14 protein-coding genes are annotated in these 16,657 nt (G+C 56.6%); 13 read left to right on the forward strand and 1 reads right to left on the reverse strand.

Annotation, left to right across the window (positions count from 1 at the left end; genetic code table 11):
- Window positions 1-66 precede the first annotated feature (66 nt).
- From AAFN83_RS10260 to AAFN83_RS10300, 9 genes are all read left to right on the forward strand, one after another.
- Entirely contained in the window at window positions 67-1,344 is a 1,278-nt protein-coding gene (locus AAFN83_RS10260) for a quaternary amine ABC transporter ATP-binding protein (RefSeq protein WP_347768917.1), read from the forward strand.
- A complete protein-coding gene (locus tag AAFN83_RS10265) occupies window positions 1,337-2,176 on the forward strand; it encodes an ABC transporter permease (RefSeq protein ID WP_347768919.1) in 840 nt (279 codons plus the stop codon). The genes AAFN83_RS10260 and AAFN83_RS10265 overlap by 8 nt, the downstream gene beginning before the upstream one ends.
- The gene (locus tag AAFN83_RS10270; RefSeq protein ID WP_481810500.1) at window positions 2,169-3,059 is read left to right on the forward strand and encodes a glycine betaine ABC transporter substrate-binding protein; all 891 of its coding nucleotides are present in this window, start codon (window positions 2,169-2,171) and stop codon (window positions 3,057-3,059) included. The genes AAFN83_RS10265 and AAFN83_RS10270 overlap by 8 nt, the downstream gene beginning before the upstream one ends.
- Window positions 3,060-3,330: 271 nt before the next feature.
- Window positions 3,331-3,633 (forward strand): ArsR/SmtB family transcription factor, encoded by a 303-nt coding sequence (locus AAFN83_RS10275; RefSeq protein ID WP_347768921.1) that lies wholly within the window; start codon window positions 3,331-3,333, stop codon window positions 3,631-3,633.
- A gap of 26 nt (window positions 3,634-3,659) precedes the next feature.
- Entirely contained in the window at window positions 3,660-5,051 is a 1,392-nt protein-coding gene (locus AAFN83_RS10280; RefSeq protein ID WP_347768923.1) for an aldehyde dehydrogenase, read from the forward strand.
- Window positions 5,052-5,098: 47 nt separating this feature from the next.
- Entirely contained in the window at window positions 5,099-5,551 is a 453-nt protein-coding gene (locus AAFN83_RS10285) for a DUF1569 domain-containing protein (RefSeq protein ID WP_347768925.1), read from the forward strand.
- Between the two features lie 319 nt (window positions 5,552-5,870).
- Window positions 5,871-6,239, forward strand: coding sequence for a MarR family winged helix-turn-helix transcriptional regulator (locus tag AAFN83_RS10290; RefSeq protein ID WP_347768927.1), 369 nt, complete (start codon window positions 5,871-5,873; stop codon window positions 6,237-6,239).
- A gap of 61 nt (window positions 6,240-6,300) precedes the next feature.
- Window positions 6,301-7,557: an epoxide hydrolase family protein gene (locus tag AAFN83_RS10295; protein WP_347768929.1), complete on the forward strand. Its 1,257-nt coding sequence runs from the start codon at window positions 6,301-6,303 to the stop codon at window positions 7,555-7,557.
- Between the two features lie 29 nt (window positions 7,558-7,586).
- The gene (locus AAFN83_RS10300) at window positions 7,587-8,054 is read left to right on the forward strand and encodes an SRPBCC family protein (protein ID WP_347769477.1); all 468 of its coding nucleotides are present in this window, start codon (window positions 7,587-7,589) and stop codon (window positions 8,052-8,054) included.
- Window positions 8,055-8,075: 21 nt separating this feature from the next.
- On the opposite strand, the gene AAFN83_RS10305 is transcribed toward AAFN83_RS10300, so the two are convergent.
- Window positions 8,076-11,339 (reverse strand): DEAD/DEAH box helicase, encoded by a 3,264-nt coding sequence (locus AAFN83_RS10305; protein ID WP_347768931.1) that lies wholly within the window; start codon window positions 11,337-11,339, stop codon window positions 8,076-8,078.
- A 290-nt stretch (window positions 11,340-11,629) separates the two neighbouring features.
- Between AAFN83_RS10305 and AAFN83_RS10310 the strand changes: the two genes are divergently transcribed.
- From AAFN83_RS10310 to AAFN83_RS10325, 4 genes are all read left to right on the forward strand, one after another.
- Window positions 11,630-12,937 carry an NCS2 family permease gene (locus AAFN83_RS10310; RefSeq protein WP_347769479.1) on the forward strand — a complete coding sequence of 436 codons (1,308 nt, stop codon included), beginning with the start codon at window positions 11,630-11,632 and terminating at the stop codon, window positions 12,935-12,937.
- A gap of 325 nt (window positions 12,938-13,262) precedes the next feature.
- Window positions 13,263-14,309, forward strand: a complete 1,047-nt coding sequence (locus tag AAFN83_RS10315; protein ID WP_347768933.1) for a hypothetical protein — start codon at window positions 13,263-13,265, stop codon at window positions 14,307-14,309.
- Window positions 14,306-15,331, forward strand: a complete 1,026-nt coding sequence (locus AAFN83_RS10320; RefSeq protein WP_347768935.1) for a hypothetical protein — start codon at window positions 14,306-14,308, stop codon at window positions 15,329-15,331. The genes AAFN83_RS10315 and AAFN83_RS10320 overlap by 4 nt, the downstream gene beginning before the upstream one ends.
- A gap of 54 nt (window positions 15,332-15,385) precedes the next feature.
- Window positions 15,386-16,609 (forward strand): hypothetical protein, encoded by a 1,224-nt coding sequence (locus tag AAFN83_RS10325; RefSeq protein ID WP_347768937.1) that lies wholly within the window; start codon window positions 15,386-15,388, stop codon window positions 16,607-16,609.
- Window positions 16,610-16,657: the final 48 nt, after the last annotated feature.

The raw sequence follows: 16,657 nt of genomic DNA on the forward strand, positions 1-16,657 counted from the left end.
GATAATGTTTTTACACTTATAGGGATGCAAAACGAAGATCGCAACCGAAAGGAAGGGGTGAACCGGATGGCGATCATTGAAGCAAAGCAAGTCACGAAGGTATTTGGTCCCGATCCGGAATCGATTCTTCGCCTGATGGACGAAGGGTGGACGAAGGAGCGGGTTTACCGCGAGAAGCAGCACACGGTCGGTGTAAACAAGGTCAGTTTCGCCGTTGAACCGGGTGAGATATTCGTTATTATGGGGCTGTCGGGAAGCGGTAAATCGACGCTCGTGAGGCTGTTAAACCGCCTGATCGAGCCAACACGCGGCAGCATTGCCATCCATGGCAAGGATATCGTCAAGATGAACAAGGAAGAGCTGCTGCAGGTGCGCCGCAAGCAGATCAGCATGGTCTTTCAGAAGTTTGCGTTATTCCCGCACCGAACGGTAGCGGAGAACGTGGAATATGGACTTGAAGTGCAGGGAGTCGACAAGGCAACGCGTCGGCAAAAGGCGCTCGACTCGCTTACGCTCGTCGGTCTTGGCGATTGGGCGGACAGCTTGCCCTCTCAGCTGAGCGGCGGCATGCAGCAGCGAGTCGGCCTCGCTCGGGCGCTGGCGAACGACCCGGACATTCTGCTCATGGACGAAGCCTTCAGCGCGCTCGATCCGCTGATTCGCAAGGAGATGCAGGATGAGCTGTTGGAGCTGCAAGAGAAGATGAAGAAGACCATCATCTTTATTACCCATGACCTGGATGAGGCGCTTCGTATCGGAGATCGGATCGCCCTCATGAAGGACGGCAGTGTTGTGCAGATCGGCACGCCGGAAGAGGTCATGATGAATCCGGCAAATGAATATGTCGAGCGGTTCGTCGAGGATGTGGACTTGTCCAAGGTGCTGACGGCCGCTTCGGTCATGCGCCGTCCGGAGACAATTGGACTCGATCGCGGCCCGCGTGTCGCCCTCCAGCTTATGAGGGAGAGCGGTATCTCGAATCTGTTCGTCGTGGACCGGGGCCGCAAGCTGATTGGGGTCATCACAGCGGATGACGCCTCGGCGGCCGTTCGCGAAGGCAAGCGCCTGGAGGACATCGTCATTCGCGACGTCGCCGTGGTGGATAAGGATCGGCTGCTGTACCAGCTGTTTGATATCTGCGGCACCTCCAAGCACCCGGTTGCCGTTGTCGACGACAACGGGCGCCTCATCGGCGTCATCGTCCGGGGAGCGGTGCTCGGTGCCCTTGCCGGGAATCCGGTGCAGAATACGGTGGAGAGCCCGGTATCACCATCCGGCGATTCGGCGGAACCGAATCCTGCCGCGGCCTCCAAGACGGAAACGGAGGTGAGCACGAATGCCTAAGCTGCCATTGGATGAATGGGTGGAGAAGATCGTGGATGCGCTGGAATCGGGCTTGTCGCCCTTGTTCCATGTCATCTCCGTCTGCATTGAAGGCATTGTGAACGGGATCGCGGATGCATTCCACGCCTTGCCCGTGCTCGTCTTCATCGTGCTCGCCGCAGCGCTTGCCTATTACCTCGGCAAGTGGAAGTTCGCGGCGTTTACGGCGATTGGGCTTTTGTTGATCGACAACCTCGGCTACTGGGAGCACACGGTCGATACGCTCGCGCTCGTCTTGACGGCGGCGATTCTCTCGATCGTCATCGGCGTTCCGCTCGGCATCGCCTGCGCTCAGAGTGACCGAGCGCGCGGAGTGATCACGCCGTTGCTGGATTTCATGCAGACGATGCCCGCCTTCGTCTACCTGATCCCGGCCGTCTCGTTCTTCGGCCTCGGCGTAGTGCCCGGCGTCATTGCGTCGGTCATCTTCGCCGTACCGCCGACGATTCGCCTGACGAACCTGGGGATTCGCCAGGTTCCGGGCGATCTGGTGGAGGCGGCGGATGCCTTCGGCTCCACCAGTCGGCAGAAGCTGTTCAAGCTGCAAATCCCGCTGGCGCTCCCGTCCATTATGACCGGGATCAACCAGACGATCATGCTGTCGCTGTCGATGGTCGTCATCGCCTCGATGATCGGCGCGCAAGGAATTGGAGCGGATGTGTACGGTGCCGTCACGCAGGTCAAGACGGGCGAAGGCTTCGAGGCCGGGCTCGCCATCGTCGTGCTGGCGATTGTACTCGACCGCATGACGCAAAATATCGTGAAGAGAAAAAGGAGAGGGTCCGATGTTTAAACACGCATCAAAAGCTGGTCTGTTGATGATTCTAGTCGGTGTGGTGGCGCTGGCTGGCTGCTCCAAGGAGTCCAATGCGAGCGGAGGGATCGGGGGCCAAGTCCGTCACCAGATCATCGGGATTGACCCGGGTGCCGGCCTGACGAAGCAAACGAAGGAAGCAATGGACGAGTACAGCTTGTCCGACTGGAAGCTGGTTGAAGGCTCGGGTGCCGCGATGGCCGCTGCCTTGGAGAAGGCATACAAGAACGAGAAGCCGATCATCGTGACCGGCTGGACGCCGCACTGGATGTTCGCCAAGTACAAGCTGAAATACCTGGAGGACCCGAAGGGCGCCTATGGAGAGGACGAGGCGATTCATACGATCGTCCGCAACGGGCTGAAGGACGATGCTCCTTCCGCCTATGCGATGCTTGACCGCTTCGAATGGACGCCGGAGGAGATGGCGGTCGTCATGAACGCGATAACCGAGGGTGCGAAGCCGGAAGCCGCCGCCGCTAAGTGGGTAGACGATAACGCGGCCAAGGTTGACACGTGGGTGAAGGATATCCCGCAGGAAGCTGGCAAGAAGCTGAAGCTGGCGTATGTCGCCTGGGACTCCGAGATTGCCAGCACCAACGTGGTGAAGCAGGTGCTGGAGCAGCGGCTTGGGTACAAGGTCGAGATGATGCAGGTGGAAGCCGGTCCGATGTGGGCCGGGATCGCCAACCGCAGTGCAGACGCGATTGTCGCCGCATGGCTTCCGACCACGCATCAGGACTACTTTGATAAATACCAGGGACAGTTCGAGGACCTCGGCGCGAATCTGACGGGCACCAAGCTCGGCCTTGTCGTTCCCGAGTACATGGACATCAACTCCATCGAGGACCTGAAGACGAAGTAACGCGGAGTAGGATTTGTATTGGAACAGCATGATAGAATGGGGATCAGCAAGCAAGAGTCGAAAGAAGCTAGAACTGAAATAAGCTAGAACGAGGGGACGGACCCAGCTGGAGCATGGCTTTCAGCTAGGTCCGTTTCTTTTTTGCTGGTTCATAACATTTCATGGAAATGAAGGCCCACTTGATTATGGGGAACGAAAAGAGTATGCTTGCTTCATGGTAAAGGTTTAAATGTTTAAACATATGATCTTAAGAAACAAGGTGATGATCCGCATGGGCAAGCAGGCACTCGCGATCTTTCGGGAAAGCCTTCCGATTCTTCAAGTTTTAAGCGATCCGCATCGTCAGGATATTTTGTTATATCTCTCGGAGAACGGCAGGAGGACGGTCAATGAAATTACCGAACAGCTGACGCTGTCGCGCCCGGCTGTATCCCATCATCTGAAGCTGCTGAAAAATGCAGGGGTCGTTAAGGTCGAGCAAGCGGGTACCCAACGCTATTACGAGCTGTCCATGCAAGAGTCGGTGGAGCTGTTAAGAAGACTGTTGACTGCTTTGGAGCAGGATTGCCTCTAGTTCATTTTTGATAAGGAGGAGAAAAAATGGAGCAATGGACGCAGGAGCAGGTCGAAGCCATTTTGCAGGAGCATCGCACGAAATTCCACAGCGGCTATACGCGCAGCGCGGCGTTTCGTCTGGAGCAGCTTCAGAAGCTGTCGGATGCGATTCGGCGGCATGAGCAGGAGCTGTTGGCGGCTCTGTATCAGGATCTGCACAAAAGCGAATTCGAGGCGTACTCCACAGAAATCGGGTATACGCTGGACAGCATTCGGAGTGCAAGGAAGAGCTTGAAGCGATGGATGAAGCCGAAAAAGGTCAGGACTCCCTTTTACCACGGCCTGTCTAAGAGCTACATGCATAAGGAGCCTTATGGGACCGTTCTGATCGTCGGGCCTTTCAACTACCCTTTCCAGCTGTTGATCGAACCGCTGATCGGGGCGATTGCAGCGGGGAATACGGCCGTCTTGAAGCCTTCGGAGAATACTCCGGCTGTAACAGCCGTCGTCAAGAAGCTGATCGGGGAAACCTTCGACGAGACCTACATTCGCGTAATCGAAGGAGAAAAGGAAACTACCTCGGCGCTGATTCACGCTCCCTTCGACTACATCTTCTTTACCGGAAGCGTGCCGGTGGGCAAGATCGTCATGGAGGCGGCCGCCCATAACCTCGTTCCCGTGACGCTCGAGCTGGGAGGCAAGAGCCCGGCTATTGTGGACCGGACCGCCAACCTGGAGGTCGCCGCCAAGCGGATTCTGTGGGGGAAGATGATGAATGCCGGGCAGACCTGCATCGCCCCCGACTATGTGCTGGCCCACGAGGAGATCCGAGAGCCGCTCATCGACAAGATGAAGGCGGTTCTGGCCGACTTCTTCGGAGCGGATGCCCGGCTGAGTCCGGACTATGGGCGGATCGTGAATGAACGCCAATTCGATCGGCTGGCGGGTATTCTCGAAGTAGACCGGGCGAAGGTGCGGGTCGGCGGCCGCCTTGTCCGGGAGGAGCTCTATATCGAGCCGACGCTGCTCGATACGGCTTCCTGGTCGGACGCTGCTATGCAGGATGAGCTCTTTGGTCCCATCCTGCCGATTTTGAGCTATCGCCAGCTGGATGAGACGATTGAACAGGTGAACAGCCGGCCCAAGCCGCTCGCGCTGTACCTGTTCACGGAAGACTCGCATGTCGAGCGAGAAGTGCTTGGCCGCGTATCCTTTGGGGGCGGCTGCGTGAACGACACGATCAGCCATGTGGCCAATCCCTACCTGCCTTTCGGGGGAGTGGGCCATGCTGGAATCGGTGCCTATCACGGAAAACACAGCTTCGATATGTTCTCCCACACGAAGAGCGTGCTGAGCAAGAGCACGAAGCTGGACATTCCGTTCTTGTTTCCGCCATATGGCGACAGGGTGAAGTGGGTTCGAAAGATCATGCGGTAAAGGGAAGATGCTACGCCGGGGCTTTCGGCAAGAAGGAGGAGAGAAGGATGAGCAGCGTACAATGGGCATCATTGGATGCGGTGAAGAAAGAACTGCTAAGCCTGGAGGGATCGGACGCGGTCTCGACCAAGCAATGGCCGCTCTATGAGATTCTGGCGCACTGCGCCCAAACCATCGAGTATTCCATGACAGGCTACCCTCAAATGAAGCCCAAGCTGGTGAGGAAGACCGTCGGCCGGATGGTCATCCGGAAATTTCTCAAGCAGGGCTTCATGAAGCACGACCTGACTGCGCATGTACCGGGCGGGGCGAAGCTCAAGCCGCAAGGAACCGTCCAGGAAGGGGTGGAGCTGCTGCAGCAGGCCATCGACGCCTTTCAAGCGTACTCAGGGCCACTCGCGCCTCATCTGATCTTCGGAGAGCTGAGCAAGGATGAATACGATCGGTATTTTGCCATGCACATTGCCGATCATTTTTCGGAAGTGGAGCATGCCGGGTGAGGCGACAGATGAAGTAGAGTGAACAGGTGGAGAACCCTTTAGGGTCCGCTAGGGGGTAACAGTGCCGATGCACCACGAACCCTACATGTATCTGAAAAGGGAGTCTTTGCTGGAGCAGCAGAGGCTCTTTTTGCGGGTGTTTTTGTGGGTACGGGTATGCGGGGGAACGGGCGCACGGAAATTGTAGTGGGAATTATATTAGTAATTAATATAAGTTTCTGATATAATACTGCTCATGAAACCTAACCATAACCAACCCGACATGAATGTTGCTGACTTTGCATGGGCTTTCGAAGAATTGACGAGGCTTTTCATTCGGTTGCCCTCCATTGAAAAACACAGCTTCACCACGCTCTCTGTTCTGCACACCTTGTCCCGCAAAAGCCCTATGCGGCTTACGGAGCTGACGGCGAACGAGCAGGTGACGCAGTCCGCCATTACGCAGCTCGTTACCCGGCTGGAGCGAGATGGGCTCGTCCAGCGTAAGCCCGATCCGAAGGATGGCCGAGTCGTTCAAGTCCATCTCATCGAGCAGGGGAGAGCGATCATCGATTCCCGCCGATTGGAGCGGATTGCACGGATTTCAGCTCTGCTGGAAGGGCTCACACCGGAAGAGCAGCAGGCGATCGGGCTCGCCGTCCCCGCCTTGAAACGGCTGGCTGAACGTGGAACCGAATCCAGGCCTTAGTAAATTCCGATAGCTGTAGCAAGAGGAGTTCCCATTACTTGAACTCGAGAGGAGAATAAGGATGGAACCCGTTCCCTTTGCACTCGAGCCCCATCCGATCCAGGTACCAGATGAGGTGTTGACCGACCTTCGTCAACGTCTGCAAATGACAAGATGGCCGCATGACGCCGGGAATGATGACGGATATTATGGAGTGAAGAAAAGCGAGCTGAAGGAGCTTGTCGACTACTGGATTCATGCATTCGACTGGCGCCGATCCGAGAAAGCCATCAATGCCTACGAGCACTATCAGACCGTCGTCGACGGAGTTCCGGTGCATTTTATGCGGAAGCCGGGCGTGGGACCGAATCCAACGCCTTTGATTTTGTCTCACGGCTGGCCGTGGACCTTCTGGCATTGGGCCAAGGTGATCGATCCGTTGGCCGATCCCGGCGCGTACGGAGCGGATCCGGCAGAAGCCTTCGATGTCATTGTGCCTTCGCTCCCGGGCTTTGGCTTCTCGGCACCTTTGCCGAACAACCCGGACATGAACTTTTGGAAGATCGCCGATCTCTGGCATACGCTCATGACCGACATCCTCGGCTATTCTCGCTATGCGGCGGCCGGCTGCGATGTGGGGGCGCTCGTGACCGGTCAACTCGGCCACAAATACAGCGAGGAACTCTACGGCATTCATATCGGCTCCGGTCAGAAGCTCAGCCTGTTTACCGGAGACCGCGCCTGGGACCTGGCTGGCGGGAAGCCCCTTCCCGACGACCTCCCCGAAGCGATCCGTTCGAAGATGCTGGAGTTGGATCGGCGCTTTGCCACTCACCTCGCCGTGCACGTCCTGGACCCCGGAACCTTGGCATACGGACTATGCGACTCGCCGGTCGGAATGCTTGCCTGGATCCTGGAACGGTGGATGAGATGGAGCGACAACCGCGGCAGTATTGAAAATGTTTTTTCGAAGGACGATCTCCTGACGCATGCTACCCTCTTCTGGGTGAACAACGCCATCGAAACCTCCATGCGGATGTATGCCAATGCGAACCGCTATCCCTGGACGCCGGCCCATGACCGCTGGCCTGTCATTGAAGCACCCACTGGCATCACCTTTGTCGGCTACGAGAATCCCCCGGGGATTGCGACAGAGAACCGCGTCTCGCATTTTCTGGAGAGCGACCGCGCCGCATGGTACAACGCGGTCAACCTCACGGCTCATGAAGTGGGAGGCCACTTCATCCCGTGGGAAATCCCCGACAAATGGGTGGATGATCTGCGCCGTACCTTTCGGGGGCGGCTTGGCTCCGAATCGGTGCATCCTGCTGGAAGATAGCAATAAAAGGAGGAGTCGCGTTGCTGGCTGTGATTTCGAAACGGAACGAGGGCTACGAGGCCCGTTTTAAACGGCATTTTGCTCATCAAGTTGAAGAAGTATGGTCCTATCTCGTGGAGAACGACAAGCTGAGGCAATGGTTCCCCGAGCTGCAGGTGGCTGACCTTCGCGAGGGCGAGGTGATTCGGTTCCACATGGGGGACGACCGCTTCGAGGAGATGAACATTCTAAGCTTTGCCTCGCGATCGGTTCTGGAGTACACGTGGGGCGAGGATCGGGTTCGCTTCGAGCTAACGCCTGAGCCAGGAGGCAGTCGGCTGCTCCTCGTCGAGTCGCTGGGGAAGCTGACGGACCATACTCCGCGGGACCTCGCCGGCTGGCACGTCTGCCTGGAGGTCATCAAGGCCCTGCTGGAAGGCCGTCCCGTCGAAGGACGGCGCAGCCAGTGGGAGGAACGCTACCGGGACTATTCTCAATTGGTGAATGACATTCGCTAAGAGCGTGTTTGCAAACCCGCTCTAGATCATCAAGATTTCTCGAAGCTCCTGTTCGGTGAGGGAGGCCGGTTGTTCTTGCTCCGGTCCGATGACTTCATCGATGAGGTGCTTCTTTTTTTGCTGAAGCTGGTACATCTTCTCCTCCATCGTGTCTCGGGAGACCATGCGGATGACCTGCACGACATTCTTCTGTCCCATGCGATGGGCGCGGTCGGTGGCTTGCTGCTCGACGGCGGGGTTCCACCACAGATCATAGAGAATGACGGTGTCCGCTCCGGTGAGGTTGAGCCCGGTTCCTCCCGCCTTCAAGGAGATCAGGAAGATCTCCATCTCTCCTTCGTTAAACCGGCTGCACAGATCGACACGCTCCCGAACCGGAGTGGACCCGTCCAGATAAAAATGCGGCAAGCCCCGTTCGTTCAGTCTCTCGCGAATCAAGCCCAGCATCTCGGTGAATTGGGAGAACAGAAGCAGACGCTTGCGATTGGCGAGGCATTCCTCGACAATCTCCATCAATTCGTCCAGCTTGGCGGAGCCGCCCTTGTAATCCTTCACGAAGAGAGCCGGATGGCAGCAGATTTGCCGGAGGCGAGTTAGGCCGGCCAGAATTTTGATTCGGTTCTTGGAATAGCCTTCCTCGTCCAGGTGCTTGAGGGTTTCCTCCTGCAGCTTCGCCAAATAGGCCACGTAGAGCTTCTTTTGCTCCGGCAAAAGCTCGGTCAGCTTGAGCGACTCGACCTTATCCGGCAGGTCTTGAAGCACCTCCTGCTTCCATCGGCGGAGCATGAAGGGGCGCGCCCGCTTGGCGACCTCCTGGCTCGACAAGGTGCCGAAGGCGGTCCGATCCGGAAAGAGAGTCGGGAAGACCACATGGAAGATCGACCACAGCTCTTCGAGGCGGTTCTCCACAGGGGTTCCGGTCAAGGCGAATCGGTAATCGGCACGGATGCGTTTAACGGCTTGCGCCGTCTGTGTGGCATGGTTCTTGAAGGCTTGCGCCTCATCGAGGAGGAGGGTGTGAAAGGGCTGCTTGATGTAAAGCTTCAGGTCTCGCAACAGAAGAGGGTACGAGGTCAGCACGACATCCGCTTCTGTCAGGCCTTGCATCTTCTTCGTACGCTCCTCGGGACTGCCGTCCGCAATCAGCACCCGGATGTCCGGGCTAAATTTGCTCAGCTCATTGCGCCAATTGTAGACGAGCGATCCCGGCGAAATCACGAGCACAGGCTTTCGCTGCTCCCGGATCTCCGGCAGCAGGGAGGCGATATAGGCGATGCTTTGGAGCGTTTTGCCGAGCCCCATGTCATCCGCCAAAATCCCCCCGAAGCCATAATGGGCCAGTGTCTTGAACCACTGGTACCCCACCTTCTGATAATCCCGTAAAACATTCGTGAGAGAGGCCGGGATCGGGAAGTCCAGGTTATCCGGGTTTTTCAGATTGTGCAGGAGCTGCCGCAGTGGTCGGTCCAGCTTGACGGCACCGGAATCGGATTCGAGCATTGCCAGGCCGGAAGCGAACGGCACGTGAATGCTCGAGCCCTCTAAATCCGAATAGAGAAGCCCGGTATCCTTGAGGAAATTCGCCAGCTCCTGAAATTCGGAGCCGTCCAGCGGCAGCAAGGAGTGGTTGGGCAGCCGATAATACCTCCGCTTTTCCTCGATGGCCTTCACCAAACCACGGATTTCCGTCTCTGGAATCCACCCCATGTTCAGGCGGAATTCCAGCCACTTCATCCGCTCATCTGCAGATGCCTGCACGCTCACCTTGGGCATTTGATCCAGCTTGTGCACGCGGAGCTTCACCGCAGTCGTGGCATAGACCTTCATCCACTTTTCCAGCTCAGGGACCACCGTATACAAGAATTCGAATTCCTCTTCTTCCTCGTTCAGGAAATAGCCCGCCTCTGTTCGGGTAAACGGACTTTGTTCGATTTTATCCAGAATGAGCCGCTCCTGGTCAACGTCCCGGACAAGAATGCCGTGAGCTTCGCGCGCTGCTCCGCCCTCCTCCAAGGGATTGAGGACGACCGGACCATATTGAAATTCAACCGAGGCAAGCAGGCGATCCCTCACCCGATCCAGATACAGCTTGGCTTGAAGCGGTTGCCGGGTCACCTGCGAAGCCACGGCCGGAGCCATCACCACCTGACCCAGCTTGCGGAGCAGGGGGACCCTTCCCATAAAAGAAGTGAGCTGACTTCGATCCAGCGGAATGCTCTGCAGCCCGGACTTGTCCAGAATCGCCTTCAGCTCCGCGATTCGCTTGCATTGCTCGGAGGAGAGAGCGGTTAGGCTTCCTTGAAGGAAGACGGCCTCATAGGGCTCCATGACCGTGAGCGGCTCCAGGCCGTGTACATGCAGAAGGTAGCCCCCGGCATTCTCCTGATCGAATTCGAACCGAAGGGGAAGGAGCTCCTCGGACAGGGAGAGGCCGGAGTACTTCGTCGAACCCTCCATAACCGTAACCAGCGGCGCCTTCCTCAGCAAGGGAAGAAGCTTGGTCCAGGCATGCGCTGGAATCAGCAGCCTTCGAGGATTATCTCGAACCGAAGCGCCGCGGGCGTGGCCGCTAGGTAGGGAAGAAGCCGCGGCGTAATTTCGAGCAAGCTCGCTTAGCTCGGTCAGGACCGCCTCGTTCTCACGCTCGAAGCTGTGAAGCTCGGGCTCGTAGCGAAACCGCGAGGACAGGGGATAGCTCTCTCCCCGGGTGAGCTGGTCCAGAAAGGAATAGATATTTTTGACGACATACAAGGCTTTGGGACCGATCCGAAGCTCAAGGCCAAATAAGGACGTATGGGGATCGAAGGGGATGAGCGTGAGCACAAATTCCGCTTGAAGGTAGGCTCTCGTTTCCGGCAGGGTTCGATTGTGCATCGGGCGCAGGGGCTTGTCCTCAAACAAGCCGAGAATGCGCTCGGCGATGCCCGCTTGTACCATGGGCAGGACCTCCTCGGTGGAGCGCTTCACAGGAAGGGCGGACAAGGTGGACGGCGACGCCGCCAACAGGTTGTGGACATAGAGAAGGACGGCCGCGATATGGTGGCAAAAGGAGTTGACGGACCCCAGAGAAGGACAGGAGCAGACGGCCTCCGGTTTTCCCGTCCAATCGAAGGCCAGCTTTACCTCTTGTCGACTCGTTCCCGTTACTTCCGCTGTATAGTGGTGAGACGGTAAATCACTGTGTAGCAGATGGACGTGATGCGAGCGGACCAATTGCTCGCCTTTTTGATAAGCAGCGGGTCCGCACCATTCCCTGATTGATTTCTTGGTCAGCTTGGCAGACATCAGGCGATTCCTCCCGGTTTCTAGGCTGTGCGGGCGAAAAGCCCCGTCGTGATGAGCGACATGTCCATTTTACCAAAAGGAAAGGCATTCGGTTCAAATTCTGCACCGAAGGTCCTTCAGAGCAGGGCTGGAAACGATCGCAGGGCGGCTGGTTTGAGCAATTTTAGCCTACCTGTGGTACAATAGCGATATGGACGGCATTCTGCCGTCTATCTTTGTTCAATTATGCAAAGGGTAGGGTGAGGGGCTAATGAAAAGGTGGTATTCTGTTGGTCCACCGGAACAACCCGATACCGTCTTCCAAGCAGAACAACCCTGCGCCTAAACCGGCCTCTCTTCCTGCCGGCGTTTGGCGGAAGGAGCTTTTGGCAGGAACGGTATCGTTTTTTGCGATTGTCTATATTATCATCGTCAATTCCTCGATATTGGCGGATGCAGGCATTCCCCAGAAGGCCGGAATTGTCGCGACGGTTCTCGCCTCGGCGGTCGGCTGCTTCCTGATGGGGCTGTGGGGCAAGGCTCCCTTGATTATCGCTCCGGGAATGGGCATCAACGCCATGTTCACGTACACGCTCGTGCAAGGGATGGGCATGACCTGGCAGCAGGCGTTGGCCGTGGTCGTCCTCTCCGGCGTTTTCTTCTTCGCCGTGAGCTTGACCTCCCTGATCGAGAAGCTGCGCACGGCGATTCCGACGTCGCTTCAGGAGGCCATCTCGGTTGGCATCGGGCTCCTGCTTGTGCTCATCGGCCTGCAAAAGGGCGGGGTCATCGCCTCGGACGGCGCGTCCATCATCGCAGTCCAATCGTTTGCGAGCCCGGGTGTGCTGGTCACGCTCGCGACGCTGGCTCTTACGTGCATCTTGTACATGCGCAAGGTGCCGGGCAACCTGCTTCTGTCGATTCTCGGCGGAACGGTGCTCGCCTACCTGGTTGGCGTCGTGCCGGCGAAGGCGACCGGGCTGGAAGGCGGCTCGCCGTGGTCAGCCTACGGAGAGGTGTTCGGCCAGTTTTCGTTCAAGGGACTGCCCGTGGCAACGCTCGCGGTCGCTGTCTTCTCGATGACGCTCGTGCTGGTGTTCGAAAGTGTAGGGCTCGTGAACGCCCAGCTCAAGATGAGCGGGAAGCCGGAACGCTTCCGCCGCTCGATGCAGGCGTCGTCGTTCACAGTCCTGCTGAGCGGCCTGTTCGGGACAAGCCCGACCGTTTCCACGGTTGAGGCGGCCGCAGGCATCTCGGCCGGAGGCCGCACCGGGCTGACCTCGATGGTGACCGGCGTCCTGTTCCTGGTCTCGCTGGTCGCAATGCCGGTCATTACGCTCGTTCCCGATCAGGCGGTTGCGCCGATTCTCATCTTCATCGGCGGCTTGATGATGCCGTCCATTCGGCACATCTCCTTCGACAAGCTGGAGGAAGGGCTGCCCGCGTTCTTCATCATCGCGTTCATTCCGCTGATGCACAGCATCGTGGATGGAATCGCGATCGGCTTCATCAGCTACGCGCTGTTCCATCTCGCGATGGGCAAGCGGCGGGTAGTGAAGCCGCTGTTCTACCTCATCTCGCTCTTGTTTGTGGCGCATTTTGCTTTGCAGGCGCTGTAAGAGGCAGGCGCTGAGGCGCCGCACTTATCCGTAAAGAAGGCATTCTCCCGAAGGGGAGGGTGCCTTCTTTTTTTGCGTGCTGCCTCCCCTTCGCCCCTTTTCCCCCAGGAAACAGAACCGCATGGAAGCTCCTCGTTCACGCAACTGTCACCGCTTAGGTGGAACAAATACAAATTTTTACCATATCCTGCTGTGATTCTATTCTTTCAACGTCTTCTCTAGTAGAGAATGACAAAGAGGGTGATAGGAAGGCAAAGAACGCCTTTGAAACCGTACGGGTTGGTGAGAAACGGGCACTCCATTCTAGTTTTAAGGAGGATTTCGTATGCGTAGGGGAGCACTCTCAAAGATTACCTTTCTCGTTCTTATCGCTGCCATGGTCGTCACAATGGTTTATCCGTTTGAAAAAGCTTCAGCCGCGATCCAACCGGTCTCCATCGTGGTAAACAACCTGTGGCTTCCGCAAAACAAGGACACGTCCAATGTCAGTACGCCCAAGTGGAACACGTCGGCGAACGCGGTCTATGATTCGCTGTCCGGGTTCAAGCCGTATTCCAATTGGCCCTCCATCGACTATACCAACTCCACTGGCAAAGCCACGGGGCAAGACCGCGTCTTGCGGCAAGCCGAGGTCAAGGTAACCGTAATCAACACCTCGACCGGGCAGCCGGCGAGCGGCTATCCGGTCACGTTGAGCACGACGCTCGGCAGCAGCGCTTATATTAAAAATCCATCGAGCTCCACGGATTCCACTGGGGTAGCAACCGGCTATATCGAGTTCTATGGCACGCCGACGTTTACCATTACTGCGACGGCTAGCGGCAATTCGTCCACCTCCACGTATTCGACGGGAACGGCCTCCTACTATAATCGATTTTATGTGACCAAGTACAAATTCGCCCTGTACAGCAACTCCAACAACTGGAACACCTTCGTGAGCGATGTCTGCATGCAAGGCTCGGGGTACGATGACCGCACCACCGAGAAGAAATGGTACAAAGCCGTTGTTTCCGGAGGGTCTTGTACCAGCATTGCCGCAACGAGTCAGCCCTTGACCCAATCGGGAACTACGCCGACGGAGAACCGGACCATTGCCGTAGATTCCCCTTATATTACCCGGCGACAATACTACGATAATGCCTGGTACCGGGGCCGGGTTGAAATCGCCGGTATGTCGAACAGCAGCGGAGATTCCGGCAGAAGAACAGCGGAAGACTCGGGAGGAGCGATCAACGGCTATCATATCGATGTATTTATTGGGTACAAGACCATCGCTCAATTTGCCACGGCGCATCCTGACCTGCCAATCGATTCCGGACAGCATTTTGCTCGCCTGAAGTACATTTCGACCCTAAGAGAGGTGCTGCAATGATGAAGCGGAACTGGAAGCGATATGGTGCCCTCCTGGCTTTGGCCGGCTTGATTGTCCTTACCCAGTCCAGCTTGGTGGCTGGCCAACCCGAACGTCCTGTCACAATGAAATACGATTACCAGCAAGCCATTTTCGAACGCGATGGGCATATCTATCTGTATAATGAACTCAACAAGTCGGTGAAGGAGCTGGGAGACCCGAACTCCCTCAAGTATATGCCGTTTGCCTCCTCCGACCTGCTTCGGGTCGCATTTGGCTATACCGATTACGCCAGCGAGGAGGGAGGACTGAAGCTGGGTGTCTATTACCGACTGGATGACAAGACGGTGGACATCACCATTCCGACCGCCTATTCCAACGCCATTCTAGCGCTGGATTGGATCGACGAGAACACCCTTGGGGTGGAAGGGCATGTAAACCCTTCAACATCGGAGTATTTTGTCGTGGACATCCCGACCGGCACGGTGACCAAGAGCTATGCGGGAGCTTTGTTTACGGCTCTTCCGGGCGGCTCTATCTTCTACCGGGGGCATATTCCGTACGGACAGGAGCTTGAGGTAAAGGATTCCTATTATGTGGATGACACCCTGGTTTATGTGTCCGATGAACCGGAGACGACTCTGTCCTATCCGCAATTTTCGAAGGATCTGACCAAGGTGGCCTTTGTGGAAAAGTCGGATATCGGTCCTTCCAAGCTGGTCTATGGTTCATGGAATGTAGCGGCCAAGCAGCTCGCTGCGGTAACGAAGACCCCGATCGCGGATGGGGTTGGCGGCACTCTGCAATTTGTTGATAATGAGCAGGTCCCCTCGATCGTGCAGGAGACGGGGGTGATGACGCTTAATCCCTCCACGCAATCCCTTGCCCCGCACATGAGTGTTCAACAACAACAGACCGGAGAAATCTTGAAGCTGGAGACGGAGTATAAGCTCGAGGCGCTGAACAAGAGCCTGAAAGCCGAATTCGGCGACAGCATGGACAAGGAATTTGCCAATATTCAAAGCCTGCAATGGTTTAAATAACGGGATGGGAAGGGGAGGGAGGCCAAGGGGCCTTCCTCCTGGCTGGAGGGCTTGATGAAGAAGCGAACGCTTGCGGTGTTCTCGTTTCTGTGCCTGGCGTTGGTGTCCTGTAATGCGGCTTCCCCTCGTTCCGAAACGGGGAGGCCGTTTTCCTCTGTCTCCGCATCTCCACCCCCCATGGAGGTGACGAGGAAGGTACCGGAGAATGAGCGGGAGAAGGCCCCGTTCCAAGGGAATGCGGTGTTCGCTCTCGGGGAGAATGTGTTCTTCTATGACCAAGCGAAGAACAAGGTTTCTGCAGTTGGACCGGATGAGCCGAAGGGAAAGCCCGTTGTTTCTCCCGATCGATCGAGGGTTGCCGTCCCGCTTCTGGCGCCGCTTCCCAACACACCTGCCCCTCTGCTGATCTACGATCGTGAAATGAAGCTGTTGACCGAGCTCGACATGACCAAGACGGAGAAGCGGGAGTTTTGGACGGTCGCAGAGGTAAGGTGGCTGTCCAACGACAAGCTGCTGATCGGCTTGGATTACAACCTTTATGTACGCGGGTATTACATTTATGATTTGAGCCGGCAAGCATTCTTGAACGAATTTCCTGTTCTGACGAAGGTGGGAGAGGATGTCCTCGTTCCTTTGGATGAGACGGGAACGCGGTTTCTTCTGCAAGCGGGGAATGAGCGTTATTTCAACCAGAAGCAGCCGGCTGAGGTTATACTCGACAATCAGACCATCTACCGAGCGGATGATGATGAGACGGTGGTTGGCGGAATTCGTGTGGATACAGGAAGCGGTCGCTTTGTCTTTCCGATTCAGGAGAAGAAAGGAAACCGATTGTTTATCGGCGCTTATGACTCGCAAGGATGGATTGCCGACCGTACGTCCATTCTCGATTTGAACATACCAGCAAACGAAGTGGTAATGGACGATGCCTACGACTTTGGTACGGATCTGGGGTATGTACTGACCCAAACGGAGCTAGGAGAGAGAAAGCTGTACCAGGCGAGGTTGAAGGAACAGAAGACGATCCCCCTCGCTGTCCTTGGCGATGAGATTCCCAATGGTCGTTTGAAGCTCGGAGCGGACGGGTTGTCCTTGCTTGCGGAGGACGGGTGCCGCTTTGTCCTTCAACCGTCGAGCGGAGAGAAGGGTGCTTTTCATGAGGCGCCACCTTCTGCATCCGACGAGCAAGCCGAAGCCTTCTTGCGAAAGAGACTCGGGGAAGACGTGCCTCAAGCAAGCCAATCCGAACCGTTTCATTCGATTGAATTCCTGCGCTGATGGAGCACCGCGTCGTTTCGGTTAGGGATGTCGCTTTCTTGACTTCTA

Origin of the sequence: Gorillibacterium sp. CAU 1737 (genome assembly GCF_039888655.1) — a bacterium.
Taxonomy (GTDB): domain Bacteria; phylum Bacillota; class Bacilli; order Paenibacillales; family NBRC-103111; genus Gorillibacterium.